This is a genomic window from Pseudomonas sp. TCU-HL1, from assembly GCF_001708505.1.
GTDB lineage: Bacteria > Pseudomonadota > Gammaproteobacteria > Pseudomonadales > Pseudomonadaceae > Metapseudomonas.
Map to the genome: position 1 here is coordinate 4,601,474 of NZ_CP015992.1, position 25,224 is coordinate 4,626,697.

Sequence of the window (25,224 nt, forward strand, 5' to 3'; positions counted from 1 at the left end):
CAGCCTGCTTTTAACGCAGCAGGGCCGACGCGCAGCAGATCGTGGGCAGGCTCTCAGACGTCGGCAGGGACAATCAGGATTCCGGCACGCAGGCCGTTCCTCACCTTGGGATTGGGGAAGATGATCCGCGCGCCCTGCTCTTCCACCACCCAACGAGTGCCGGCGATGTCTTCGGCCAGCAGGTAACCCACGGGCAGCTCGCTGAAGTTTTCGATATCCGCAGCCAGGTGCAGCTGGAAAGATTCGCTGTGCTTGATGATTTCCCGCGATACGGAAAACACCTGCAAGCCATCCAGCGGATTACCGTCAGCCTCCGGCTCGCTCCCCTCGACCAGGCTGTGCAAGCGGGCTTCCAGGCGATCGAGATTGACCTCCTGATTGCTGCCGAAGGGCCGCGCCTTGCCCAGTTCCAAGGTGAAGGCCTCGGCATCCAGCCTTGCGTAGGTGTACGAGCTGAAGGTAATGCCCGTCTTGTTCTGCAGCAGCACGGCGTCGATGCCCGCCGCGCGCAGGCGCGCCAGCTCCTGGCGCGAATGCTCTCGGCCCTCGACATAGGGATAGAGCGCGAACTGCTCGATCTTCGAGCCACGGATGGCGGTGTGCAGGTCGTAGTGCAGGCGGGAGCGGTTGGGCTTGCTGAAGAAGGCTGCGGCGTAACGCTCCAACTCGCCGGCCCGCATGGCTTCGAAGCCACTGGACTCGGCGTGGCGGCCATCGAACAGCCGGTTGATGTCCTGCTCGACGAAACGTTCGCCACGACGCATGGCTTCCGGGTTGCCCAGCAGGAAGAGAATGCGTGCACGCGGTTTGAGCTGGCCACGGGCGATAGCCTGGAGCAGGCGGTCCAGCAATTCGATCGGAGCGGTCTCGTTACCGTGCATCCCAGCCGAAAGCAGCAGATCGAGCCCGCTGTCTTCGGCGGCCGGCGGGGTGACGTCGAGCGCTCCCTCGCCCAGCCAGTGCAGACGCACGCCCCCGGATGTCAGCTGGATCTTCTCGGTCGGTTCACGGCCGGCGAGGGTGAGTTCGAGCAGTTTTCCGAGGGCTAGCATCCTGTTACCTCAATGATCGTGATCGCAGTCGGGACCATGGACATGGTCGTCGTCAGCGTCGGCATCGGCCGGTTCCATTTCCAGCTGCAGGCTGACCAGGTTGGTGGCCAGCGGGCGCAGCAGGAGGTTGGCGTACTCGGTGTCGCCCTCCTCCACATCCACGCCGATCAGCAACTGACCGTTGCCCGCCTGCTGGATCCAGACTTCCTTGCCCTGCCAGACGACGGCGAACCGGGTGCAGGACGTTTCGAGCTGGGTGCCGTCGGTATCTTCGAGGATGAGTTGCAGGGCGTCGGACATTTCAGATTTCTCAGTTGAGCTGGAAGGGATAAACAGCGCCCAGTTTAAGGATCTGCGTCAGTTCATCCAATGCCGTCCGGCATTCCACCAGCAATTGTGGGTCGGCCAGGTCGGATTCGCTGAGGCGATCGCGATAATGCTTCTCCACCCAGGCCGTGAGGGTGGAATAAAGCGCCGGGGTCATGATCACCCCCTGGTTCACCGCCGCCAGCTCGTTTTCCTTCAGCGCCACACGCAAGCGCAGGCAGGCCGGACCACCGCCGTTTTGCATGCTCTGCTTGAGGTCAAAGACCTTCACCTCGCGAATCGGCCCTTGAGCCGATGTCAGCTCGTTCAGGTAGTTCCAGACGTTGGCGTTGCCACGGCATTCCTCCGGCACGATCAGCAGCATGCTGCCATCGGCGCGGCTGAGCAGTTGGCTGTTGAACAGGTAGGAACGCACCGCGTCCTCCACGCTCACCGCGCTGCGCGGCACACGCACTGCCTGGAAGCGACCGCCACGATTTCCGAGCTTGCCGTCCAGCTCCGCCAGGACCTTATCGGTCTCGAGGAAGGCATCCTCGTGGTAGAACAGCACCTCGCCATTGCCCACCGAAATCACGTCGTTGTGGAACACGCCCTGGTCGATCACCGCTGGGTTCTGCTGAGCGTAGACCACGCCTTCGGCGCCGAGGCCATGCAGGCGAGCGACCGCCTGGCAGGCTTCCAGGGTCTGCCGTGCCGGATAGCGCTGCGGCGCCGGGAAGCGGCTGTCGAAGGCGCTGCGGCCGAACACGAAAAACTCAACGCCAGCATCGCCGTAACCCTTGCAGAAACGGGTGTGGTTGGCCGCGCCCTCGTCACCGAACTGGCCCACGGCCGGTAGCGCGGCGTGGTGGGCGAAAACACTTTCGTTGGCGAACATCGCACCCAACACGCGGCTGGTGGTCGGATGTTCGATGGAGCGGTGGAACTTGCAGTTCAGGTTGGCAGCGGTGAAATGCACGCGGCCATCGGCGGTGTCAGCGCTGGGGCTCACGGTGCAGGAGTTGGCGGTCCACATGCTGGAAGCGGAGCTGCAGGCGGCCAGCAGCGGCATGGCTTCCTTGGCGGCCTGGGCAATCACTTCAGCGTCTGTGCCGGAGAAGCCCAGGCTGCGCAGGGCGGCGACATCCTGGCGCTCCTGCGGGGCGAACACGCCCTGCTTGAAGCCCATTTCCATCAGCGCCTTCATTTTGCCCAAGCCCTGCAGCGCGGCCTCCTTCGGGTTGGAGACGGCCTGACTGTTACTCTGCGAGGCGACGTTACCGTAGGACAGGCCACCATAGTTGTGGGTCGGGCCGACCAGTCCGTCGAAATTCACTTCATAGGCGTTCACAGGCTGACTCCTGGAGTAAGGGTTGCAGGCAAGGCAAGGGTTTCGCTTTCCAGCGAGGCGACCGGGTAGGCGCAGTAGTCAGCGGCGTAGTAGGCGCTGGCGCGATGATTGCCGGACGCCCCGACACCACCGAAGGGTGCGCTGCTGGCGGCACCGGTAAGTTGCTTGTTCCAGTTGACGATACCGGCGCGGCTCTCGATGAGGAACTGCTGGTAACGCTCAGCGGAATCCGACAACAGGCCGGCAGCCAGGCCGTACTGAGTGGCGTTGGCCTCGGCGATGGCGGCATCGAAGTCGCTGTAGCGGATCACCTGCAACAGCGGGCCGAAGAACTCTTCGTCCGGACGCCCTGCCACGGCAGTCACGTCGAGGATGCCGGGCGTGAGCAGCGCAGCGCCAGCCTCGGGCTGGGTCATCGCCAGCAGGGCCTTGGCGCCCTTGGCGACCAATTGCTCCTGGGCCTGGATCAGATGCTGGGCCGCCGCCAGGGAAATCACCGACCCCATGAAGGGCGCGGGCTGGGCGTCGAAGGCACCGACCTTGATGGAACCGGCGACTGTCACCAGGCGTGCCAGCAGGGCATCGCCCCAGGCGCCTTCGGGCACCAGCAGACGACGCGCGCAGGTGCAGCGCTGGCCAGCGGAGATGAAGGCCGACTGGATGATGGTGTAGACGGCAGCGTCCAGGTCCTGGACCTGGTCCACCACCAGCGGGTTGTTGCCGCCCATTTCCAGGGCAAGGATCTTGTCCGGACGGCCGGCGAACTGCTGGTGCAGCAGGTTGCCGGTACGGCTGGAGCCGGTGAAGAACAGGCCGTCGATGCCCGGATTGCCCGCCAGGGCAACGCCGGTTTCGCGGGCGCCCTGCACCAGGTTGAGCACGCCTGCCGGCAGGCCGGCTTCGACCCAGCACTTGACCGTCAGTTCGGCGACCTTGGGGGTCAGCTCGCTCGGCTTGAAGATCACCGCGTTACCGGCGAGCAGCGCCGGCACGATGTGGCCGTTGGGCAGGTGCCCAGGGAAGTTGTAAGGGCCGAACACCGCCACCACACCGTGGGGCTTGTGGCGCAGCACCGCAGTGGCGTCGGCCAGGGGGCCGCTCTTCTCGCCGGTGCGCTCGCGGTAGCTCTGGATGGAAATGGCGACCTTATTGACCATGCTGGTCACTTCGGTGGCCGACTCCCACAACGGTTTGCCGGTTTCCTCGCCTATGCAGCGAGCCAGTTCATCGGCGTGGTTGCGCAGGGTCACGGCGAACTGTTCGAGGATCGCGATGCGCTCTTCCAGCGGGCGACGTGCCCAGGCCGGAAACGCGGAACGCGCAGCCTTGACCGCTTCGTCCACTTGGGCGGCACTGGCGCCCCGGCCGGACCAGACGACGGCCTGGGTCACAGGGTTCAGTGAATCGAAGGCTTCGCCCTGCCCTGCCTGCCAGTTGCCAGCAACAAAATGGGTATTCATTTACACGGACTCCTTGGCCGACAGCGGCACGGCGCGCACCGAGGCGCCGGCAGAGAGTTTCAGGCGTTTGGCCGTCAGCGCGTCGACCACCAGGGTGCCAGCGGCCAGGCGGGCCGGCGCAGCAGTAATGCGGCAGTCTTCGCGCTTGCGGTTGTGAATCAGGAAAGGCGTGGCGTCGTCACCCGGCGTACCAACGGCCAATACGAGGTTCTGGCTGTCGCGCACGGCACGGATCTTCGCGGTCTCGCTTTCGATGGCTGGACCGGCGTCGAAGATGTCGACGTAACCCTGGTAGCTGAAGCCTTCGCCCTTGAGCATGGCCAGCGCCGGCTCGGTGTCGGTATGCACGCGACCGATGACGTCGCGGGCGGATTCCGAGAGGAAGCAGGTGTAAAGCGGGAACTTGGGCATCAGTTCAGCAATGAAGGCCTTGTTACCGACGCCGGTGAGGTAGTCAGCGCGAGAGAACTCCATCTTGAAGAAGTGCCGACCAAGGCTTTCCCAGAACGGGGAAACGCCGTTCTCGTCGGACATGCCGCGCATTTCGGCGATCACCTTGTCTCCGAACAGCTCCGGGAACTCGGCGATGAACAGGAACCGTGCCTTGGATAACAGCCGGCCGTTCAGGCCGCTGCGATGGCCCGCGTGAAGGAACAGCGAGCAGAGTTCAGAGTTGCCGGTCAGGTCGTTGGCCAGGAACAGCGTGGGAATCTGCCGGTGGATGTGCAGCTCCTGGGAGGCACTGACGGTCAGGCCGACCCGATAATTGTACCAGGGCTCACGCAGGCCCACGGCGCCAGCTACGGCGGAAATGCCGATGACAGTGCCGTCGTCGTCCTCGAGGACGAACAGGTAATCCGCGTCGGCACGCTCGGCCTCGCCACGGAATGCCTTCTCCGCCCAACCAACGCGATGCGACAGGCGCTCCTCATTGGCCGGCAGCGTAGTCAGGCCTGCGCCAGTGCTGCGCGCCAGGTCGATCAGGGCCGGTAAATCGGCGCTGCGTACGGGACGAACGATCATAGTGCCTCCAGAAAATGCGCCCCCTTCCGTCCGGGAAGGGAGCCAGGGAGAGAGCCGTGCTCTCATCCGGCCCAACCAGGGGCCACCTCCTCCCGACGGGAGGAGGGTCAAAGACTCAAACCGCTATCAGGCGGACGCTGGCGCCCTCACCGACAGCCAGGGCTTCGGCGGCTTCCTCGCCAAGCACCACAGGCTTGCCGGGCACCCAGTCGAGCTCGGCGACGATGGCGCGAAAATCCTGCAGTTGGCCATTGCACACCAGGTACTGGCGACCGCCTTTGCCCTGCTCGCCGATTTTCACCGGCACCTGCCGGCTCTGGGCGATGGAACGGATACCCGAGGTGCGGGCATGAAGGGTCGGACCGCCGTCGAAGATGTCGATGTAGTTGTCGGTCTCGAAGCCTTCGCGCATCAGGATGTCGAAGGTGATCTGCGCGCGCGGGTGAACCTGGCCCATGGATTCCTGGGCGTCATCCGGCAGCAGCGGCACGTAGATCGGGTAATGGGGCATCAGCTCGGCGAGGAAGGTGCGGCTCTTCAGGCCCGACAGGCGCTCGGCCTCGGTGTAGTTGAGGTCGAAGAAGTTGCGCCCTACCGCATCCCAGAACGGCGATTCGCCCTTCTCATCGCTGTAGCCGACGATCTCCACCACCACGGCGTCCGCGAATCGCTCCGGATTACTCGCCATGAACAGCAGGCGGCCTCGGGAGTTGAGCTCGGCGATGGGTGTGTTCACCAGGTCGCGCTCGACGTAGAAGCTGGTCAACAGGCTGTTGCCGGTGAGGTCATGGCAGAGCGACAGGACGTGGATCTTGTTGTGGATCGAAAGCGAGCGAGAGGCGTGCACGAACGTCTCGTTGCGGAAGCTGTAGAAGGGCTCGGAGAAACCGGCGGACGCCACGATCGCCGAGCAGCCGACCAAGCGACCGGTCTTGCTGTCTTCAAGGACGAAGAAGTAGCTCTCTTCACCGTTGAAGCTCACTTCGGCGGCAAAGGATGCTTCGGACGCGGCGATTTTCTCGCCCAGCACCTGGGCGTCGTCCGGCAACGAAGTAACACCCACGGGGCTATCCGCGGCCAGGCGCTGAACTTCAGCGAGATCGGCCATTTGCGCGGGGCGCATCACCAGCATGGGGGGTCACTCCTTTTCTTGTTAAAAACTCCGAACGAACCAGTGGTTCCATCCGGAGAAAAGCCAGGCCCCAATGGCCCGGGCTCACGCATGAATCCGTACAGTCGCCGAACGCGGTGCAAGGCCGCGCCCGGCGAGGTCTTACGCCTGGGTCAGTTTGGCGACGGCGCGCTCGAAACGATCCAGGCCTTCATCGATGTCCGCATCCGGGATCACCAGACTGGGCGCGAAGCGCACCACGTCCGGGCTGGCCTGCAGAACCATCACGGCCTCCTTCTCGGCGGCGTTCAGCACGTCTTTCGCCTTGCCCATCCAGGCTTCGGAAAGGACGGCGCCGATCAGCAGGCCGAGACCACGAACTTCGGAGAAGATGCCGTACTTGCTGCCGATCGCTTCGAGACGGGCCTTGAAACGGTCATGTTTGGCGTTGACGCCAGCGAGCACGTCCGGGGTGTTGATCACGTCCAGCACGGCTTCGGCCACGGCGCTGGCCAGCGGGTTGCCACCGTAGGTGGTGCCGTGGGTGCCGACGGCAAGGTGCTTGGCGATCTCGGTGGTGGTCAGCATCGCGCCGATGGGGAATCCGCCACCCAGGCTCTTGGCGCTGGAGAGGATGTCCGGGGTGACGCCGTAGTGCTGGTAGGCGAACAGGTGGCCGCTACGCCCCATGCCGCTCTGTACTTCGTCGAAGATCAGCAGCGCGTTGTGCTCGTCGCACAGCTTGCGGGCGCCTTCCAGGTAGGCCTTGTCTGCCGGCAGCACGCCGCCTTCGCCCTGCACGGGCTCCAGGACAACGGCGCAGGTCTTGTCGGAGATGGCGGCCTTCAAGGCTTCCAGGTCGTTGTAGGGAACGTGGCTGATGCCTTCCATCTTCGGCCCGAAGCCGTCGGAGTACTTCGGCTGGCCGCCAACGGTCACGGTGAACAGGGTACGACCGTGGAAGCTGTTGGTGGCGGAGATGATCTCGTGCTTCTGCGGGCCATAGACGTCGTGGGCATAACGACGGGCCAGCTTGAAGGCCGCTTCGTTGGCCTCGGCACCGGAGTTGGCGAGGAACACGCGCTCGGCGAAGGTGGCATCCACCAGTTTCTTGGCTAGGCGCAGGGCCGGCTCATTGGTGAACACGTTGGAAACGTGCCAGATCTTGTTGGCCTGTTCGGTCAGCGCCTTGACCAGTGCCGGGTGCGCATGGCCGAGGGAATTCACAGCGATGCCGCCGGCGAAATCGATCAGCTCGCGACCGGATTGGTCCCAGACTCGTGATCCCTCACCACGCACCGGAATGAAAGCGGCGGGGGCGTAGTTGGGAACCATCACCTTGTCGAAATCGGCGCGCTCGACCTGCGCATGCTCAACGGACATCAGTTTCTCCTGCCATGTACGGCTAGTGATGAAAGGATTGTAGGGACTGATTCGGGGTTGGCATTGCCGCCATGCGACAACTTCTTACAGCGCCAACCCCGCGAAATCCGGCGCTTATGGAAATGCGACAGAAAGCGTCGGGAAGGCGCAGTTTAAACGCTGACCGCCACGGCCATGCACCCGTGGGGAAAATTTCTCCACGGGGTGACTGATGGGTATTCATGCACGAGGGAGTTGGAAAACTTGTGGGCGAATTCATTGGCCAAGGGCAGCGCAGCTGCCCCATGGGAATCCGAAAGGCAGGCCTGCTTGGCGAGTAAACATCCACATTCGTAGAACGTGGACTTGCTTTGGCCCCCGATAAGGGGGCCCGGCCTACCTACGCGACTCAGGCCCCACCGTAGGGTGCGCCATGCGCACCGGGGATTCGTGCCAGCGGACCTTCATTCGATTGACGGCCCGTGGTGCGCACGGCGCACCCTACCTGCTCGGCTCCGTCCCTCTATCCAGACAACTTGAGTCGTCACAGGCAGAGCCGGTGACTCATGGCATCCTCAGGACGTGGCTGCCCAAGTTCACATGAATTCGCCCCCACAAGAGAGAAGCAGGGAGAGAGAAGGATCAGCCGCGTTCGGCCACGGCGACCGGCTGCTGGGTGTCGAAGGGGCTGGAGCCACGACGCTGGTTGCGGTCTTCGCGAGGGGTAACGCCGAAGAAGTTGCGGTAGGCGCTGGAGAAGTGCGGGCCGGAGGAGAAGCCGCAAGACAGGCCGATCTGGATGATCGACTTGCTGGTCTGCATCAGCATCTGGCGTGCTTTATTGAGGCGCAACTCCAGGTAGTACTGACTGGGCACCCGGTTCAGGTACTGCTTGAAGATCCGCTCCAGCTGGCGACGGGACACACAGACGTGCTGGGCGATTTCGTCGGTCGTCAGCGGCTCTTCGATATTGGCTTCCATCAGCAGCACGGCCTGGGTCAGCTTCGGATGGCTGGAGCCCAGACGGTTCTGCAGCGGAATGCGCTGGCGCTCGCCACCCTCGCGGATGCGCTCGACCACCAGTTCCTCGGACACCGCGCCAGCCAACTCCGCCCCGTGATCGCGAGCGAGCACCGCCAGCAGCAGGTCAAGTACGGCCAGGCCGCCACATGCGGTAAGGCGATCCCTGTCCCAGTCGAACAGGTGACTGGTTGCAATCACCTTGGGGAAGCGCTCGGCGAAATCGTCCTGCCAGCGCCAGTGCACCGCCGCGCGATAACCGTCCAGCAGCCCCAGTTGCGCCAACGGGTAAACACCCGCAGAGAAGGCACCGACTACACAGCCGGAACGCATCAGTTGCTTGATGGCCGCGGAAAGCGCCGGAGCGACCTGCGCCGGCGGCTCGTCCGCCACCAGGAACAGGCGCTGTTGCCCCTCGAGCTTGCCGGCCCAGGCTTCGCCGGGCAGGCGCCAGGCGCCTTCGGCGGCCGGCTCGGCCTGCAGGAAGGTTATCTCGTATACCACTTCCGGATGGAGTCGCTGGGCAACGCGCAAGGCTTCCTCCGCCAGCGCCAGGGTCAGCGCCTTGGTACCGGGCCAGAGGAGAAAAGCGATTCGATGGGCAGTCATGGCAGGCAGCTTAGCAGACCCCGGCAAAAGGAATGGGACAAGACGGACACAGGCTTGGAATGCAGTGCGGCGACCCTGGGGCCGCCGCGTCGGGAGTCACTTCAGGCTGCCGGAAAGGAATTGCTTGAGGCGATCGGATTGCGGGTTGGCCAGCACTTCCTTCGGACAACCACGCTCTTCCACCAAGCCCTTGTGCAGGAACACCAACTGGTTGGACACCTCGCGGGCGAAGCCCATTTCGTGGGTCACCACCACCATGGTGCGGCCTTCTACGGCCAGGTCCTTCATGACCTTGAGCACTTCACCCACCAACTCCGGGTCAAGGGCCGAGGTGGGCTCGTCGAACAGCATCACCTCCGGTTCCATGGCCAGGGCACGGGCGATGGCCACGCGCTGCTGTTCGCCACCGGACATGTGCGCCGGGTAGGCGTCCTTGCGATGGGCCACGCCCACCTTGGCCAGGTAATGCTCGGCCTTTTCGATGGCTTCCTTCTTCGGCACGCCGAGCACATGCACGGGCGCCTCGATCACGTTTTCCAGGGCGCTCATGTGCGACCAGAGATTGAAGTGCTGGAACACCATCGCAAGACGCGAACGCATGCGCTGCAATTGCTTCGGATCAGCTGCCTTGAGCCCCCCGTCCCTGTTGGCGACCAGTTTCAGCTCCTCGCCATTAAGGAGGATCTTGCCGCCGTGAGGCTGCTCCAGCATGTTGATGCAGCGCAGGAAGGTGCTCTTGCCCGAGCCGCTCGAGCCGATGATGCTGATGACGTCGCCGGCCTTGGCCGCCAGGGACACACCCTTGAGCACTTCGTGGGTGCCATAGCGCTTGTGCAGGTCTTGGACTTCCAGTTTGTACATGGTTTCGGTCTCGTTTGGCTCAGTCGCTCAGCAGGCGTCCCTGACGAATGGGTTCACGGCCGGCCACCTTGGCCAGCCACAGTCCAGGTTGCGCGAAACGCATCCGCTCGCGCGCGAACAACACTCCATCCACCGAAGCGCACACCAAAGCGTGGCGGTCTTCCAGCGGATCGATCACCTCGAACACGGGGTCGCCCGCCCTGACCTTGGCCCCGGCGGGTTGCAGGAAACTCACCACACCGGAATGCGGCGCATAAAGGTACTCGGCGCCCTCGAACGGCGTGGCCTCGCAGCAAGCGTCCGGCGCTGCCGGCCATTCACCGCTGATCAGGCCTTGGCCTGCAAGGAAGGCCAGGATGGCTTCGGCACGGGCCTCGGCCAACGGCTTGTCGGTGTCAACCATGCTGCCCAGCTCGACAGTAGTCGCCATGCATGCGGGCGGAATCGACGCTTCGGGGAATCGCTGGGCCAGGCGCAACCAGGGCAGCGAGCAGGACTCGTCGAAAGAGCTGCCACCGGAATCTTCAGCAGTCAGCACCGCACCGGCCTCCAGGCGCGCCGCCAGCGGGCGCAACTCGCTCCAGTGCTGCGGCAGGCAATAGAGGTGCACGGCCGCCTCGAAGTCGCAGTGCAGGTCCAGCACCAGATCAGCGTCGCAGGCATGTTGCAGCAGCAAACGTTGCAGGCCTGCCAGCTCGGAGCCCGCCGCAGGCAGTGCGGAGAAGGCGTCGTGCATCGCTTGACGGATCAGCACCACGTTCGCGTTTCCATCCGTACCCAGGCGCCCCTCCACCGAGCCCGCCACCAGGCTGGCCAGATCGAGGAAATCGCGGTTGAAGTTCTTGCCGCTGCCGAACTCGAAACGCCCCTGCTGGTTCGCCTGCAACAGCTGGCCGAGACCGATGGGGTTGGCCACCGGCACCAGCTCAATCAGGCCGGCCAGACGGCCCTGCTCTTCCAGCTCTCCGAGACGGCGCTTGAGCTCCACCGCCACGCGCATACCCGGCAGTTCATCGGCATGCAGCGAGGCCTGGATATACGCCTTGCGCCCGCCACTGCCAAAGCGAAAGACACTCAGTTGGCGGCGGGTCCCCAGGCACCCCCAGGGCAATTCATGGTCGATACGTTGCATGGCATCAGGCCTTGCGAGGGGCCAGGTAGGCCAGGTAGCGGTGCTCGGCAGCCTTGAACAGCCGCACCAGGACGAAGGTCAGGCACAGGTAGAACGCGCCGGCGGTGATGAAGGCCTCGAACGGCAGGTAGTACTGCGAGTTCACGGTGCGAGCAGCGCCGGTGATGTCGATCAGGGTCACGATGGACGCCAGGCTGGTGGTGTGCAGCATCATGATGACTTCGTTGCTGTACTGCGGCAGCGCGCGACGCAGGGCCGACGGCAGCAGGATGCGACGGTAGAGCTTGCCGCGGGACATGCCCATGGCCTTGGCCGCCTCGATCTCGCCATGGGGCGTGGCCTTGATGCTGCCTGCGAGGATTTCTGCGGTGTAGGCGCTGGTGTTGATGGCAAAGGCCAGGCAGGCACAGAAGGTCGCATTGGACAGGTAAGGCCAGAGCACGCTCTCGCGCACCGCCTCGAACTGGGCCAGGCCGTAATAGATAAGGAACAGCTGCACCAGCATCGGGGTGCCGCGGATCACGTAGGTATAGAGCCAGGCCGGGAAGTTCACCCAGGGCTGCCTGGACACGCGCATCAGCGCCAGCGGCACGGCCGCAGTCAAACCCAGGGCCAGGGAAATCGCCAGGAGCTTGAGGGTTACCAGTACGCCGCCAAGGTAGAGCGGCAGGCTCTCCCAGATCACGTTGTAGTCGAAGATCATAGTTCAGCCGCCTTGATGCCTGCCGAATAGCGACGCTCCATGTAACGCAGCGCCAGCAGGGAAACGCTGGTCAGCACGAGGTACAGGGCAGCTACCGCAAGATAGAAGGTGAAGGGTTCACGGGTCGCATCCGCTGCGCTCTTGGCCTTGAACATCATGTCCTGCAGGCCGACCACCGAGATCAGCGCGGTGGCCTTGGTCATCACCAGCCAGTTATTGGTGAAGCCGGGAATCGCCAGGCGGATCATCTGCGGCACCAGGATGCGAAAGAACACCTTGGTCCCGCTCATGCCATAGGCCAGGCCAGCCTCGCCCTGCCCTTTCGGGATGGCCATGAAGGCACCACGGAAGGTTTCCGAGAGGTAGGCGCCAAAGATGAAGCCAAGCGTGAACACGCCGGACCAGAACGGGTCGAGGTCGATGTAGTCCTCGTAGCCGACCATGGGCGCCACGACGTTCACCACCTGCTGACCGCCATAGAAGATCAGCAGGATCAGCACCAGGTCAGGGATGCCGCGGATCACTGTGGCATAGGTCTCGCCCAGCAGGGATAACCACTTGATCGGGGAAAGTCGGAAAGCTGCACCGACCAGGCCGAGCACCGCTGCCATGGTTATGGAAGACAAGGCCAGCAATAAGGTGAGCCAGGCACCCTCGAGAATGGTCGAGCCGTAGCCGTTGAGCATGATTCAGATCCTCATGCAGCGCGCCGGGATGTTCCGGGCGGCACCGCCACAACGAAAAAGTGGCACAAACCGCTATGTGAAGTTTGTGCCACTTTCAGGGAAAAGCGATTACTCGCCGTAGACGTCGAACTTGAAGTACTTGTCCTGCACTTCCTTGTACTTGCCATTGGCGCGAATGGCGGCGATGGCAGTGTTGATCTTCTCGGCCAGGGCCTTGTCGCCCTTGCGCACGGCGATACCTGCGCCTTCGCCGAAGTACTTCTTGTCAGTGAAGGCCGGACCTACCAGGGCAAAGCCCTTGCCGGCGTCGGTCTTGAGGAAGCCATCGTCGATGTTCACGACGTCCGCCAGGGTGGCATCCAGGCGGCCTGCGGTCATGTCCAGGAAGATCTCGTTCTGAGAGCTGTAGCGCACCACTTCGACACCCGCCGGCGCGAAGACATCGGTGGCGTAACGGTCATAGATGGACGCGCGCTGCACGCCGACTTTCTTGCCCTTGAGGTCGGTCAGCGGGTCATTGATGACAGCGCCTTCCTTCATCGCGAGTCGCGCGGGGGTGTGGTAGTACTTCTTGGTGAAGTCCACCGACTTCAGGCGCTCTTCGGTGATGGTCATGGACGACAGCACGGCATCGAACTTGCGAACTTTCAGGGCGGGAATCAGACCGTCGAACTCTTGCTCGACCCACTTGCACTCAACCTTCATCTCCGCGCACAGGGCGTTGCCGATGTCGTAGTCGAAGCCAGTGATGGTGCCTTCCGGGGTCTTGAAGGCAAAGGGCGGATAAGCCGCTTCAATACCAATGCGCAGAGGCTTGGCGTCATCGGCAATGGCGGCCAGCGGCGACAACAGGGACAGCGCCATGGCGCCGAGAAGTGCAATCTTCTTCATATTATGACTCCTTCAAAGGGTATGGCTTCTGTTGGCAGCGCGCGAGTTCGCCCAGACGGTCCACAAATTGTAGAAAGAGTCGTCGTCTTTGCCGGCGAGTGGCGGCAGGCAAAAGGCTCCGACTGGGTGTGCGGCATTCTAGCCACACCCCTTAAGCCGATATTTCTTCAATGCGACAACAAATTACAGAAGCGCAGGAGAGGGGGATGAAGACGATTGACAGGCACACAGAAAAGTGCCGAAAAGATGAGGCACAAAACCAATATTAAAAGCAATTATCGGACCATAAAATATAGGCGCCTTTTATTCCGAGGCCTGTCGAATTCCAACTTGTTTCCCAAGCCCCGAAGAACGCCCTGAAAGGGAGCGCCGCGTTTCCATTGGAACCAGATAGGGGCGCCCCGTAACACCGACTGTTACTCCACAGCCCCTCTCCCGCCCAAAACTCGATAAAAAATCGGCATTTGCGGCGCCGAACTGATGCGCCTCCCTTGGCAGCGATTTCAATCGCAAAACCAGCCCACGCAAGCACGCACCGTCACTCTCCGCCGTTGATGCCCCGTGAAAATGCAAAACCCCGCCCCGGCTTGTGGCCGGAGCGGGGTTTTGCCTCAGGGCCGGGTCAGGCTGCCCGCATGGTGCGATGAGTATCGATGAGGTGCTGCACCACTCCGGGATCGGCCAGGGTGGAGATGTCGCCGAGGGCGTCGTACTCGGCAACGGCGATCTTGCGCAGGATACGGCGCATGATCTTGCCCGAGCGGGTCTTCGGAAGGCCCGGAGCCCACTGGATTACGTCTGGCGTGGCAATCGGACCGATTTCCTTGCGCACCCAGTTTCTCAGTTCCTGACGCAGTTGCTCGGAAGACTCCTCGCCAGCGTTCAGGGTCACGTAGACATAGATGCCTTGCCCCTTGATGTCGTGCGGCACACCAACCACTGCAGCCTCAGCGACTTTCGGGTGGGCAACCATCGCGCTCTCGATCTCAGCGGTGCCCATGCGGTGGCCGGAGACGTTCAGCACGTCATCCACACGGCCGGTGATCCACCAGTAGCCGTCTTCGTCGCGACGAGCACCGTCGCCCGTGAAGTACATGCCCCTGAAGGTCTTGAAGTAGGTGTCGACGAAGCGGTCGTGGTCGCCGTACAGGGTGCGCGCCTGGCCCGGCCAAGAGTCGATTATCACCAGGTTGCCTTCGGCCGCCCCTTCGATGATGTTGCCAAGGTTATCCACCAGCGCCGGCTGGACACCGAAGAAGGGACGCGCGGCGGAGCCCGGCTTCATGGCGTGTGCGCCCGGCAGCGGAGTCATCAGGCAGGCGCCGGTTTCGGTCTGCCACCAGGTATCGACGATCGGGCAACGGCTCTGGCCGACGTTCTCGTAGTACCAGTGCCAGGCTTCCGGGTTGATTGGCTCGCCCACGGAGCCAAGCAGACGCAGGCTGGAGCCGTCGGCGCCTTGGACCGCTGCCTTGCCCTCGGCCATCATGGCGCGGATGGCGGTCGGCGCGGTGTAGAGGACATTGACCTTGTGCTTGTCGACGATCTTCGCCACGCGAGTCATGTCCGGATAGTTCGGCACACCTTCGAACATGACGGTCGTAGCGCCGTTGGACAGCGGCCCGTAAACCAGATAGGTGTGACCGGTCACCCAGCCGATGTCAGCGGTGCACCAGAACACTTCACCCGGACGGTAATCGAACACACGCTCGTGGGTCAGTGATGCATAGGTGAGGTAGCCGCCAGTGGTGTGCAACACGCCCTTGGGCTTGCCGGTGGAACCGGAGGTGTAGAGGATGAACAGCGGATCCTCGGCGCCCATCTCCTTCGGCGCGCAGGTGCTGCCCGCCACTTTCATCAGGTCTTCGTACCAGACGTCGCGGTGCTGGTTCCACTTGATCTCGCTGCCCGTGCGCTTGACGACGATGATCTTCTGCACGCTGCTGGTTTCCGGGTTGGTCAGCGCGTCATCGACGTTGGCTTTGAGCGGAGTCTTCTTGCCGCCGCGCAAGCCTTCGTCGGCGGTGATGACCACCTTGGACTTGCAATCGATGATGCGGCCGGCCAGGGCTTCAGGGGAGAAGCCGCCGAATACCACGGAGTGGATGGCACCGATACGGGTGCAGGCCAGCATGGCGACGACGGCTTCCGGGATCATCGGCATGTAAATGGTCACCACGTCGCCGCGATGCACATCCTGGCCGCGCAGGGCGTTGGCGAACTTGCAGACGCGCTCGTGCAGGTCGCGGTAGGTGATGTGCTCGTGCTCGGAAGGATCGTCGCCCTCCCAGATGATCGCGACCTGGTCACCGCGCTCGGCGAGGTGGCGGTCCAGGCAGTTGGCGGAGACGTTGAGGGTGCCATCGGCGAACCACTTGATGTCGACATGGTGGTCGTCGAACGAGGTCTGCTTCACCTTGGTGAAGGGCTTGATCCAGTCGAGGCGCCTGGCCTGTTCACGCCAGAAGCCGTCGGGGTTGATGACCGACTGCTGGTACATGGCTTTGTAGGTCGCTTCGTCGGTGAGGGACTTGGCGGCCACTTCAGGGCGGACCGGATACAGAGAAGCAGCACTCATGGGTCTTACCTCGGTGGGTAGTTGTTTTTGTATGGCGCCTTTTGTATCCCCCGCCCCTCTGTAGGGCCATTCGACCATGGTCTTACCAAACCCGGACTATGGTCGAAGCTCCGAAAATGACGTACGGCCGGGGCTTGGCGAACATGCGCCACCCAAGCACGCCGCCCCCTTTTTCCAGCGCGCAAAAAAAACCGACCCATATCCAGGGATATGGGCCGGTGAAGCACTATCGGGTCGTAGGTGAGAGCCCGGGCAAGCCCGGATGACAGCACGCGGACGACCGGCCGCGTGCCGCACAGAATCAGACGTGGGCGTCCTGGTATTCCTTCTCGGCCTCATCGAAGCGCTTGAGCATGGCGGCGGACGGGCCGTTGCCGATGCGGCTGAAGATCAGGATGCCGAGGGTGCAGAGGATGAAGCCCGGAATGATTTCGTACAGGCCAGTCCAGCCGAAGAAGTTCTTCCACAGGACAACGGTCACAGCACCGAGGATCATGCCGGCCAGGGCGCCGTTACGGGTCATGCCTTTCCAGATCAGAGACAGGATGACCACCGGACCGAAGGCGGCACCAAAGCCAGCCCAGGCGTAGGACACCAGGCCCAGCACCTTGCTTTCGGGGTCAGCGGCAATGGCAATGGAGATCACGGCCACCAGCAGCACCATGGCGCGGCCTACCCAGACCAGTTCGGCCTGGCTGGCGTTCTTGCGGAAGAAGGCCTTGTAGAAGTCTTCGGTCAGGGCGCTGGAGCAGACCAGCAGCTGGCAGCTCAGGGTGGACATCACGGCCGCCAGGATGGCGGACAGCAGCACGCCGGCAATCCAGGGGTTGAACAGGATCTTGGCCAGCTCGATGAACACACGCTCGTGGTTCTCGGTCACCGCACCAGCCTGCTCCGGGTGAGCGGAGAAGTAGGCAATGCCGAAGAAGCCAACGGCAACCGCGCCGCCGAGGCAGAAGATCATCCAGGTCATGGAGATACGGCGGGCGTTCGGGATGGACTTCACGGAATCGGCAGCCATGAAGCGCGCCAGGATGTGCGGCTGGCCAAAGTAGCCCAGACCCCAAGCGAGCAGCGAGACCACGCCGACGAAGCTAGCGCCCTTGAGCATGTCGAAGTTGGCCGCGTCCTTCATCTCGATAGCGATGAAGGTAGTGTCCATGCCACCGGTGGCGATCATCACGATGATCGGGGTGAGGATCAGGGCGAAGATCATCAGGCTGGCCTGGACGGTATCCGTCCAGCTGACAGCCAGGAAGCCACCAACGAAGGTGTAGCAGATGGTGGCGGCCGCACCGGCCCACAGCGCGGTTTCGTAGGAGATGCCGAAGGTGCTCTCGAACAGGCGGGCACCAGCCACGACACCGGAGGCGCAGTAGATGGTGAAGAACACCAAGATCACCACGGCGGAGAAGATGCGCAGGATGCGGCTGTTGTCTTCGAAGCGGTTGGTGAAGTAGTCCGGCAGGGTCAGGGCGTTGCCGTTGTGCTCGGTCTGTACGCGCAGACGACCGGCGACCAGCAGCCAGTTGAGGTAAGCGCCAATAATAAGGCCGATGGCGATCCAGCTTTCGGAGAGACCGGAGAGGTAGACGGCACCCGGCAAGCCCATCAGCAGCCAGCCGCTCATGTCGGAGGCGCCGGCGGACAGCGCGGTAACGAAGCTACCGAGACTGCGACCACCCAGGATGTAGTCGGAAAGGTTGTTGGTGGAGCGATAGGCGGCGAAGCCGATCAGCACCATGGCCGCGATATAGATCACGAAGGTGATCAGCATCGGGTTGCTCATACTCATGGGGGTCTCCCCTGCTCGTTTGTTTTTATTCGGGGCGGCGGGTTGTCCGCTCCCGGGTTGCTATTAGGCAGACGCTTGTGGCGACCACCGGTTTACGTCCCGACCGCGTCAGCCATGAGGCCGATGCAATCCCGATCGGGCAATGGTCACAGGGCATCCGGCCCTGTAAATGCGACAGCGGACCTTGCCTGGAGAGGAGCGGTCCGCCACGCGAATCAGTGATGTTCCCTGGTTGCCTCGCGAAGGTCGCTCATGGCGGTGCAGGCAGAAGACATGGGGGCCGACTGGCCCCGGGTTCGCTTCTGTTTGGGTCCAGTACAACCCCTCCGACCCGCAAGAGCGCTTCGAACTCCCGGCGGCCGCAAGGCGAGTGCGGAATTTAGAGATATGGCACTGCGCCTTTCTTGTCGGATTCTCTGATTCCTTTACTGAATCCTCTGATTCAGGGAACTTTCCGCCAAAAGGTGCAACCCACCCACAACCCCACGGCGCGGAGATTTCGCGAGTACCCCAATTCCCCATGAAGGGCGAGGTTGCCCAGAAGGTACAACCCAAAAGAAAAACCCAGGCAAAAGGTTGCTCCAAGAGCGCCTTAAAGGTTGCTCCAGCACAAAAATGCCGATAGCCGACCTTGGCAGGAAGGGACTTACTCGGCGCCGCGCAGCCGCTTGGGCGTCAAGCCAAGATAGCGGCGCATGGCCGTAGTCAGCGCGCTCTGACTGGAGAACCCGCATTCCTCGGCGATGCGCACGAGGGGTTGCTCGCTTTCGCGCAGCAGGCGGGCCGCGCGATCGAGGCGGGTTTTCAGCAGGTACTGGTGCGGTGTCAGCCCCACGCAGTCCTTGAACTGGGCGTGGAAATGACTGGGACTCAGGCAGGCGACCTGAGCCAGTTCCGCGACGCTGATGCGACGCGACAGGTTGTTGATGATGTAGCTATCCAGGCGCTCGATATCCAGGCTGCCTGCAGACCGCCGCCTGACTTCGCCGAACAGCCTGAGATAGAGGGCTCGCAGCAGGATTCCGCCGAGGGAGCGGGCCAGCAGCGGATCGCTGCCATAACGGGCCAGTTCGGCGCCGGCGTAACTCAGGAGATTCTGGAAGTCCGCATCCAGTTCGGGGTAGCGCGGTGTTTCGAACAGGCGGCCGAGCATGTCGAGGTCCTCGGCCGAGGTGCACTGTCCGTCCAGGTCAAGGATCAACATGCGGTTCTCGCCCACGCCGGCGAACTCATGTCCGGCATCACCCGGTACCAGGCAAGCTCGCATGCGGCAAACCTCGCCACCACGCCCTTCCACCTCGAACTCGGCACGGCCGGCAAGGGACATCACCAGTTGGTGATGATCGTGGGCATGGTGGTGGGCCTGATCGTCCAGGCACAGGAGGCGGGCTTCGAGCATCGGGCTACTTGATCAAATTTTGCGCATTCTAGCGGCGACACCCCGGATTGCCCAGCACCACCTGGCCGATGGCCAGGACTCCAGGTGGTTGAAATGCCCGGCGCAGTGCCCCATCTAGGTTGGGTAAGCCAATAGCCAGGTGCCCCCATGAGCGATCAGGACATCAACGCCGACTTCGTCGAAGAAGCCACTTCCAGCCAGCGGACAGGCCTGGTGTTGCCCGGTCAGACCCTGCCGGACAAGGTCTACATCATCCCCATCCACAATCGCCCCTTCTTCCCGGCGCAGGTGTTGCCGGTCATCGTCAACGAAGAGCCCTGGGCGCAGACCCTGGAGCTAGTGGCCAAGACCGAGCATCACAGCCTGGCGCTGTTCTTCATGGAGAATCCGCCGGAAGACCCGCGTCATTTCGACCCCAGCACCCTGCCCGAACACGGCACCCTGGTTCGGGTGCACCATGCCAGCCGCGACGGTGGCAAGCTGCAGTTCGTGGCCCAGGGACTATCGCGCGTGCGCATTCGCGGCTGGCTCAAGCGCCATCGCCCGCCCTATCTGGTCGAGGTGGACTACCCGCAAAGCCCTTCCGACCCGCGCGACGAGGTCAAGGCTTACGGCATGGCGCTGATCAACGCGATCAAGGAGTTGCTGCCGCTGAATCCGCTGTACAGCGAGGAGCTGAAGAATTACCTCAATCGCTTCAACCCCAACGATCCTTCGCCCCTGACCGATTTCGCCGCGGCCCTGACCACGGCGCCCGCCCGTGAACTTCAGGAAGTGCTCGACACCGTGCCGATCCTCAAGCGCATGGAGAAGGTACTACCGCTGCTGCGCAAGGAAGTGGAAGTGGCCCGCCTGCAGAGCGAGCTTTCCGCCGAGGTGAACCGCAAGATCGGCCAGCACCAGCGCGAATTCTTCCTCAAGGAGCAGCTCAAGCTGATCCAGCAGGAGCTGGGAATCACCAAGGACGACCGCAGCGCCGACAGCGAGCAGTTCGTCCAGCGCCTGGAAGGCAAAGTGCTGTCGGAACAGGCGAAAAAGCGCATCGACGAAGAGCTGAACAAACTGTCGATCCTGGAAACGGGCTCCCCCGAATACGCCGTCACCCGCAACTACCTGGATTGGGCCACCTCGGTGCCCTGGGGCGTTTACGGCGCCGACAAGCTCGACCTGAAACACGCACGCAAGGTGCTGGACAAGCATCATGCTGGTCTGGATGACGTGAAGAACCGCATCCTCGAGTTCCTCGCGGTGGGCGCCTTCAAGGGCGAAATCTCCGGCTCCATCGTGCTGCTGGTGGGGCCACCCGGCGTGGGCAAGACCAGCATCGGCAAGTCCATCGCGGAATCCCTCGGGCGCCCGTTCTACCGTTTCAGCGTCGGCGGCATGCGCGACGAGGCCGAAATCAAGGGCCACCGCCGCACCTATATTGGCGCCCTGCCCGGCAGGCTGGTGCAGGCGCTGAAAGAGGTCGAGGTGATGAACCCGGTCATCATGCTCGACGAGATCGACAAGCTCGGCGCCAGCTACCAGGGCGACCCGGCTTCGGCCCTGCTGGAAACCCTGGACCCGGAGCAGAACGTCGAATTCCTCGACCACTACCTGGACCTGCGCCTGGACCTGTCCAAGGTACTGTTCGTCTGCACCGCCAATACCCTGGACGCCATCCCCGGTCCGCTGCTGGACCGCATGGAAACCATCCGGCTCTCCGGCTACATCACCGAAGAAAAGCACGCCATCGCCAAGCGCCATCTCTGGCCGCGCCTGCTGGAACGTACCGGCGTGCCGAAGGGGCGCCTGTCCATCACCGACGGCGCCCTGACTTCCGTGATCGAGGGCTACGCCCGCGAAGCTGGGGTGCGTCAGCTGGAGAAGCAATTGGGCAAGATCATCCGCAAGGCGGTGGTCCGCCTGCTGGAGGAGCCAGAGACGAACATCAAGGTCGGCCAGAAGGACCTGGAGTACTACCTGGGCCTGGCGCCGTTCCGCAAGGAACTGATGCTGTCCGGGGTTGGCGTGATCACCGGCCTGGCCTGGACCAGCCTGGGTGGCGCCACCTTGCCCATCGAGGCAACGCGTATCCACACCCTCAACCGCGGTTTCAAGCTGACCGGGCAACTGGGCGATGTCATGAAGGAGTCGGCGGAGATCGCCTACAGCTACATCAGCTCGCACCTGAAACGCTATGGCGGCGACCCGAACTTCTTCGACCAGGCCTTCGTCCACCTCCACGTGCCGGAAGGCGCCACGCCCAAGGACGGCCCAAGCGCGGGCGTCACCATGGCCAGCGCGTTGCTCTCCCTGGCCCGAAACCAGGTGCCGAAGAAGGGCGTGGCCATGACCGGCGAGTTGACCCTCACCGGCCAGGTGCTGCCGATTGGCGGCGTTCGGGAAAAAGTGATTGCAGCGCGTCGGCAGAAGATCTTCGAGCTGATCCTGCCTGAGGCCAACCGCGGCGCCTTCGAGGAGTTGCCGGACTACCTGAAGGACGGCGTCACCGCGCACTTCGCACGTCGCTTCAGCGATGTCGCCAAGGTGCTGTTCGACTGAGCCTCCGTCTCCGGCCCTGTGGGAGCGAATTCATTCGCGATTGAAATCGCTCCCACAGCCCCGCCGGATACCACTTCGCTGCTTCCCGAAGATTTCCCCTCGGAACCTACGCAAGGGCGAAGCCAGCCGTTATGCTGGCCCCGCCCTTGACCGACGGAGCCACCGATGCCACTCGCCCCTTCCCCTCGCCTGTTGTTGCCCCTGGGCCTGGCCCTGCTCGCCGCCTGCACCCAGCAATCGACGGGCCCCGTGGTGGTCCATGACCAGCAGGACGATTGCCCGCTGTCCCTCCGCCAGGGCCAGCCCCTGGTACTGACACTGCCCAGCAACCCGACCACCGGCTTCCGCTGGGTTGTGCGTGACGCCGCTGCACCGGTGCTGCAGAGCCTTGGCCCGGAGGTCTACTCGACGCCGGAAGATGCCGGACTGGTGGGCAGCGCCGGTCAGTCCACCTGGCGTTTCAAGGCGAACCAGCCTGGCGAGGGTCGCCTGCACCTGGATTACCAACGCCCCTGGGAAACCGACGTGGCGCCGGCGGAAAGCTTCGACTGCCAGATCAGCGTCAAGTAGCGCGAAATGACGGCAGCGCTGGCGTCCGCTGCCTGTCGGATATGGCAGCGCGCTTCCATAGTGGTGCACTGACGAACTCGCGGTAGCCTGCTATGCCGTTGCCATCAGCGCCATGCTCTGGCGAGCACTCGCCCGTCTGGGCACAGGTCTCGACCGCCAGTCGACAGCACAGGCAGCCGGCGGCGAGGCACTTTTCGTCCTGTCGGACAGCCTGATCGGCATCAATCGATTCGTCTCACCGTTCGACGGCGCGAGTTACCTCATTATCCTCAGCTACTGGCTGGGTCAGTGGGGAATAGCCGCTTCCACGCTGGCACTTTCGACGGTCCTTCCAGCCTCGAAAAAACCGTCGGCACTCTCTCGGGAAATCGGCTATAGCAAATAGGCGGTCACTCAAATACGGAGTATGAAATGGGTAGCCTGTTACGACTGTGGAGCTTGCTGTGCTGTGCAGTGCTTCTAGCAGGTTGCGGCAGCCTGTTGCCCAGCGAGCGCGCGGAAGTGCTGTCGCCATTCAGGGACTACACCGACGCGGAAATCCGCTACTCCCAGGCACAACCGGGCAGGACGAGCCGAACTGAACTGTTCTCGCTGGGCTTCGACCCGCTGACCCAGGGCAACGGCAAGATGCTCTCGTTCATCGATGTGCGCCTGATGTTCGTGCAGCCCAACGTCCCCATCGACTACTTGCCAGAAGGCTTGATGAGCTGCCTGGAAGCAAAGGACCGCTGCATCGGCTATGCCTTCGAGTTCACCAAGACCGACACCCAGCGGGTCGGCAGTTTCTGGGCGGATATCTTCAACTTCCGCAAGAACCGCGAATTGCAGGGCTGGGTGTTCCGTGCCGTATTCGTACTGGTGGATGACGTACTGGTACACAAGGTGAGCAATGGCGAGCCAAACATTCGCCGCTTCGAGGTCAAGCGAAATCCACTGGGCCCCCTGCAGGGCGCGGGCGAGTTCTTTTCCGATCAGCTGAAGTGAGGGAGGTTTGGCCGCGCCGCACAGTCCGTTAGAATGCCGGCCTTTTCCCTTGCTGGTACCGGCCCGTGACCGAAAGCCCCGATCGCATCTACGCCAATCCCCAGGCTCAAGTCGGCGACTTCGCCTTCAACGAAGACGTGGTTCGGGTCTTCCCGGACATGATCAAGCGCTCCGTGCCAGGCTACCCCACCATCGTCGAGAACATCGGCGTGCTGGCGGCGCAGTTCGCCCAGGCCGGCACCCCGCTCTATGACCTGGGCAGCTCCCTCGGCGCCGTGACCCAGGCCCTGCGCCGCCATGTGAAAACCGACGGCTGCCGGGTCGTTGCTGTGGATAACTCCAGCGCCATGGTGGAACGCTGCCGCGAGTACCTGCACGCCCAGGACGCCATGTTCCAGGAATTGCTGCCAGTAGATGTGCTGGAGGCCGACATCCTCGCCCTGGATCTGCACCCCTGCTCCTTCGTGGCGATGAACTTCACCTTACAGTTCGTGCCGCGCGAACACCGTACCGAATTGCTCGCCCGTATTCGCCAGGCCCTGCTGCCGGGTGGCGCGCTGGTCCTCTCGGAAAAACTGCGCTTCGAAGACAGCGACGAACACCAGCTCCTCACCGACCTGCACATCGCCTTCAAACGCGCCAATGGCTACAGCGAACTGGAAATCGCCCAGAAACGCAGCGCGCTGGAGAACGTCATGCACCCGGATAGCCTCGAGGAACATCGCGCACGCCTGCTGGAGGCAGGGTTCTCCAAGGTGGTGCCCTGGTTCCAGTGCCTCAACTTCGCTTCGCTGATCGCCCTGCCATGATTCGTACGCTGGACCTCGACGCCCTGCAGCAACGACTGGCGGGTACCCCGCTGCAAGACTGGGCCGCCGACCTGCCCGCGCAACTCGATGCCAAGCTGTCGGTCGGCCACGGCGACCTGGAGCGCTGGAGTGCCGCGGTCAATGCCCTCCCCTCTCTGCAGCCGCAGCACGTGGAGCTGGAACAGCGTTTCCTGCTCGATGCCCCCTGTGACGATGCCACCCGCGCGAGTGTGAAGAGCGCCCTGCAAGGACTGATTCCCTGGCGCAAGGGACCGTTCGAGCTGTTTGGCGTGCATGTCGACACTGAATGGCGCTCGGACTGGAAGTGGGCGCGGGTAGCCCCGCACCTCGACCTGCGCGGCCGCCGCGTGCTGGACGTAGGCTGCGGCAATGGCTACTACCAGTGGCGCATGCTCGGCGCGGGTGCCGACAGCGTGGTGGGCATCGACCCCAACTGGTTGTTCTTCTGTCAGTTCCTGGCAATGAAGCGATTCCTGCCCGACCTGCCGGCCTGGCACCTGCCCATGGCGCTGGAAGAACTCCCGCCGAAGCTGGAAGGCTTCGACACCGTGTTCTCCATGGGTGTGCTCTACCACCGGCGCGCCCCCATCGATCACCTGTTCGACCTCAAGGACTGCCTGCGCCGGGGCGGCGAACTGGTGCTGGAAACCCTGGTGGTGGAAGGCGACGCCCAGCAAGTCCTGGTGCCTGAAGACCGCTACGCACAGATGCGCAACGTCTGGTTCCTGCCTTCGGTGCCGGCCCTGGAGCTCTGGCTGCGCAGAGCGGGCTACGTGGATATCCGCTGCGTGGATGTCAGCTACACCAGCGTCGAGGAGCAGCGCAGTACCGAGTGGATGCGCTTCCAGTCCCTGCCGGAATTTCTCGATCCCGCCGACCACAGCCGCACCATCGAAGGCCTGCCGGCACCGGCCCGCGCCGTGCTGATCGCCCGCAAGCCCTGATACAGATCGC

Annotated in this window: 21 protein-coding genes and 1 pseudogene; 6 read left to right on the forward strand and 16 right to left on the reverse strand. The window is 63.1% G+C overall.

Translation table 11 applies throughout. The features are described 5' to 3' along the window. Positions 1-53: 53 nt before the first annotated feature. From astE to THL1_RS21245, 16 genes are all read right to left on the reverse strand, one after another. Positions 54-1,052, reverse strand: coding sequence for a succinylglutamate desuccinylase (gene astE / locus THL1_RS21170; protein WP_069085066.1), 999 nt, complete (start codon positions 1,050-1,052; stop codon positions 54-56). Between the two features lie 9 nt (positions 1,053-1,061). Further along, on the reverse strand, positions 1,062-1,352 hold the full coding sequence (locus tag THL1_RS21175) for a topoisomerase II (protein WP_069085067.1): 291 nt from the start codon (positions 1,350-1,352) through the stop codon (positions 1,062-1,064). A 10-nt stretch (positions 1,353-1,362) separates the two neighbouring features. Next, the gene (astB, locus tag THL1_RS21180) at positions 1,363-2,709 is read right to left on the reverse strand and encodes an N-succinylarginine dihydrolase (RefSeq protein ID WP_069085068.1); all 1,347 of its coding nucleotides are present in this window, start codon (positions 2,707-2,709) and stop codon (positions 1,363-1,365) included. Beyond that, positions 2,706-4,169: a succinylglutamate-semialdehyde dehydrogenase gene (gene astD, locus THL1_RS21185; protein WP_069085069.1), complete on the reverse strand. Its 1,464-nt coding sequence runs from the start codon at positions 4,167-4,169 to the stop codon at positions 2,706-2,708. The genes astB and astD overlap by 4 nt, the downstream gene beginning before the upstream one ends. After that, the gene (gene astA, locus THL1_RS21190; protein WP_069085070.1) at positions 4,170-5,192 is read right to left on the reverse strand and encodes an arginine N-succinyltransferase; all 1,023 of its coding nucleotides are present in this window, start codon (positions 5,190-5,192) and stop codon (positions 4,170-4,172) included. It lies immediately after the preceding gene. A gap of 115 nt (positions 5,193-5,307) precedes the next feature. Continuing rightward, positions 5,308-6,324: an arginine/ornithine succinyltransferase subunit alpha gene (gene aruF / locus THL1_RS21195; RefSeq protein ID WP_069085071.1), complete on the reverse strand. Its 1,017-nt coding sequence runs from the start codon at positions 6,322-6,324 to the stop codon at positions 5,308-5,310. Positions 6,325-6,465: 141 nt separating this feature from the next. Beyond that, positions 6,466-7,686, reverse strand: a complete 1,221-nt coding sequence (locus THL1_RS21200) for an aspartate aminotransferase family protein (RefSeq protein ID WP_069085072.1) — start codon at positions 7,684-7,686, stop codon at positions 6,466-6,468. A 621-nt stretch (positions 7,687-8,307) separates the two neighbouring features. Then, positions 8,308-9,294 (reverse strand): transcriptional regulator ArgR, encoded by a 987-nt coding sequence (gene argR, locus THL1_RS21205; protein WP_069085073.1) that lies wholly within the window; start codon positions 9,292-9,294, stop codon positions 8,308-8,310. A gap of 96 nt (positions 9,295-9,390) precedes the next feature. Beyond that, the gene (gene aotP, locus THL1_RS21210) at positions 9,391-10,155 is read right to left on the reverse strand and encodes an arginine/ornithine transport ATP-binding protein AotP (protein WP_069085074.1); all 765 of its coding nucleotides are present in this window, start codon (positions 10,153-10,155) and stop codon (positions 9,391-9,393) included. Positions 10,156-10,174: 19 nt separating this feature from the next. After that, the gene (locus tag THL1_RS21215) at positions 10,175-11,287 is read right to left on the reverse strand and encodes a succinylglutamate desuccinylase/aspartoacylase family protein (RefSeq protein ID WP_069085075.1); all 1,113 of its coding nucleotides are present in this window, start codon (positions 11,285-11,287) and stop codon (positions 10,175-10,177) included. A gap of 4 nt (positions 11,288-11,291) precedes the next feature. Further along, positions 11,292-11,990 carry an ABC transporter permease gene (locus tag THL1_RS21220; protein WP_069085076.1) on the reverse strand — a complete coding sequence of 233 codons (699 nt, stop codon included), beginning with the start codon at positions 11,988-11,990 and terminating at the stop codon, positions 11,292-11,294. Beyond that, on the reverse strand, positions 11,987-12,676 hold the full coding sequence (locus tag THL1_RS21225; protein ID WP_069085077.1) for an ABC transporter permease: 690 nt from the start codon (positions 12,674-12,676) through the stop codon (positions 11,987-11,989). The genes THL1_RS21220 and THL1_RS21225 overlap by 4 nt, the downstream gene beginning before the upstream one ends. 108 nt (positions 12,677-12,784) lie before the next feature. Next, positions 12,785-13,567 (reverse strand): ABC transporter substrate-binding protein, encoded by a 783-nt coding sequence (locus tag THL1_RS21230; protein ID WP_069085078.1) that lies wholly within the window; start codon positions 13,565-13,567, stop codon positions 12,785-12,787. Between the two features lie 622 nt (positions 13,568-14,189). Continuing rightward, positions 14,190-16,145, reverse strand: a complete 1,956-nt coding sequence (gene acs, locus THL1_RS21235) for an acetate--CoA ligase (RefSeq protein WP_069085079.1) — start codon at positions 16,143-16,145, stop codon at positions 14,190-14,192. 301 nt (positions 16,146-16,446) lie between these two features. Further along, positions 16,447-17,940 (reverse strand): sodium/proline symporter PutP, encoded by a 1,494-nt coding sequence (gene putP / locus THL1_RS21240; protein WP_069085080.1) that lies wholly within the window; start codon positions 17,938-17,940, stop codon positions 16,447-16,449. Between the two features lie 646 nt (positions 17,941-18,586). Further along, positions 18,587-19,339: a helix-turn-helix transcriptional regulator gene (locus tag THL1_RS21245; protein ID WP_069085081.1), complete on the reverse strand. Its 753-nt coding sequence runs from the start codon at positions 19,337-19,339 to the stop codon at positions 18,587-18,589. Positions 19,340-19,486: 147 nt separating this feature from the next. On the opposite strand from THL1_RS21245, the gene lon reads away from it, so the two are divergent. The 6 genes and pseudogenes from lon to cmoB all read left to right on the forward strand — a co-directional run bounded on the left by lon (position 19,487) and on the right by cmoB (position 25,214). Further along, positions 19,487-21,886 carry an endopeptidase La gene (gene lon, locus THL1_RS21250; RefSeq protein ID WP_069085082.1) on the forward strand — a complete coding sequence of 800 codons (2,400 nt, stop codon included), beginning with the start codon at positions 19,487-19,489 and terminating at the stop codon, positions 21,884-21,886. 165 nt (positions 21,887-22,051) lie between these two features. After that, on the forward strand, positions 22,052-22,456 hold the full coding sequence (locus THL1_RS21255; RefSeq protein ID WP_069085083.1) for a protease inhibitor I42 family protein: 405 nt from the start codon (positions 22,052-22,054) through the stop codon (positions 22,454-22,456). An 82-nt stretch (positions 22,457-22,538) separates the two neighbouring features. Continuing rightward, positions 22,539-22,841 (forward strand): annotated as a pseudogene (locus THL1_RS21260) (lysoplasmalogenase family protein); the annotation flags it as partial. Positions 22,842-22,867: 26 nt separating this feature from the next. Further along, positions 22,868-23,440: a hypothetical protein gene (locus THL1_RS21265; RefSeq protein ID WP_069085084.1), complete on the forward strand. Its 573-nt coding sequence runs from the start codon at positions 22,868-22,870 to the stop codon at positions 23,438-23,440. Between the two features lie 65 nt (positions 23,441-23,505). Next, entirely contained in the window at positions 23,506-24,249 is a 744-nt protein-coding gene (gene cmoA / locus THL1_RS21270; RefSeq protein WP_069085085.1) for a carboxy-S-adenosyl-L-methionine synthase CmoA, read from the forward strand. Next, complete coding sequence (cmoB, locus tag THL1_RS21275; protein WP_069085086.1) at positions 24,246-25,214, forward strand: tRNA 5-methoxyuridine(34)/uridine 5-oxyacetic acid(34) synthase CmoB; 969 nt, start codon at positions 24,246-24,248, stop codon at positions 25,212-25,214. The genes cmoA and cmoB overlap by 4 nt, the downstream gene beginning before the upstream one ends. The last annotated feature ends 10 nt before the right edge of the window (positions 25,215-25,224 follow it).

Bases quoted from the DNA above. Each gene is read 5' to 3' on its own strand.
- astE (WP_069085066.1), bottom strand. From the start codon at position 1,052: ATGCTAGCCCTCGGAAAACTGCTCGAACTCACCCTCGCCGGCCGTGAA.
- THL1_RS21175 (WP_069085067.1), bottom strand. From the start codon at position 1,352: ATGTCCGACGCCCTGCAACTCATCCTCGAAGATACCGACGGCACCCAG.
- astD (WP_069085069.1), bottom strand. From the start codon at position 4,169: ATGAATACCCATTTTGTTGCTGGCAACTGGCAGGCAGGGCAGGGCGAA.
- astA (WP_069085070.1), bottom strand. From the start codon at position 5,192: ATGATCGTTCGTCCCGTACGCAGCGCCGATTTACCGGCCCTGATCGAC.
- aruF (WP_069085071.1), bottom strand. From the start codon at position 6,324: ATGCTGGTGATGCGCCCCGCGCAAATGGCCGATCTCGCTGAAGTTCAG.
- THL1_RS21200 (WP_069085072.1), bottom strand. From the start codon at position 7,686: ATGTCCGTTGAGCATGCGCAGGTCGAGCGCGCCGATTTCGACAAGGTG.
- argR (WP_069085073.1), bottom strand. From the start codon at position 9,294: ATGACTGCCCATCGAATCGCTTTTCTCCTCTGGCCCGGTACCAAGGCG.
- aotP (WP_069085074.1), bottom strand. From the start codon at position 10,155: ATGTACAAACTGGAAGTCCAAGACCTGCACAAGCGCTATGGCACCCAC.
- THL1_RS21215 (WP_069085075.1), bottom strand. From the start codon at position 11,287: ATGCAACGTATCGACCATGAATTGCCCTGGGGGTGCCTGGGGACCCGC.
- THL1_RS21220 (WP_069085076.1), bottom strand. From the start codon at position 11,990: ATGATCTTCGACTACAACGTGATCTGGGAGAGCCTGCCGCTCTACCTT.
- THL1_RS21225 (WP_069085077.1), bottom strand. From the start codon at position 12,676: ATGCTCAACGGCTACGGCTCGACCATTCTCGAGGGTGCCTGGCTCACC.
- THL1_RS21230 (WP_069085078.1), bottom strand. From the start codon at position 13,567: ATGAAGAAGATTGCACTTCTCGGCGCCATGGCGCTGTCCCTGTTGTCG.
- acs (WP_069085079.1), bottom strand. From the start codon at position 16,145: ATGAGTGCTGCTTCTCTGTATCCGGTCCGCCCTGAAGTGGCCGCCAAG.
- putP (WP_069085080.1), bottom strand. From the start codon at position 17,940: ATGAGTATGAGCAACCCGATGCTGATCACCTTCGTGATCTATATCGCG.
- THL1_RS21245 (WP_069085081.1), bottom strand. From the start codon at position 19,339: ATGCTCGAAGCCCGCCTCCTGTGCCTGGACGATCAGGCCCACCACCAT.
- lon (WP_069085082.1), top strand. From the start codon at position 19,487: ATGAGCGATCAGGACATCAACGCCGACTTCGTCGAAGAAGCCACTTCC.
- THL1_RS21255 (WP_069085083.1), top strand. From the start codon at position 22,052: ATGCCACTCGCCCCTTCCCCTCGCCTGTTGTTGCCCCTGGGCCTGGCC.
- THL1_RS21265 (WP_069085084.1), top strand. From the start codon at position 22,868: ATGGGTAGCCTGTTACGACTGTGGAGCTTGCTGTGCTGTGCAGTGCTT.
- cmoB (WP_069085086.1), top strand. From the start codon at position 24,246: ATGATTCGTACGCTGGACCTCGACGCCCTGCAGCAACGACTGGCGGGT.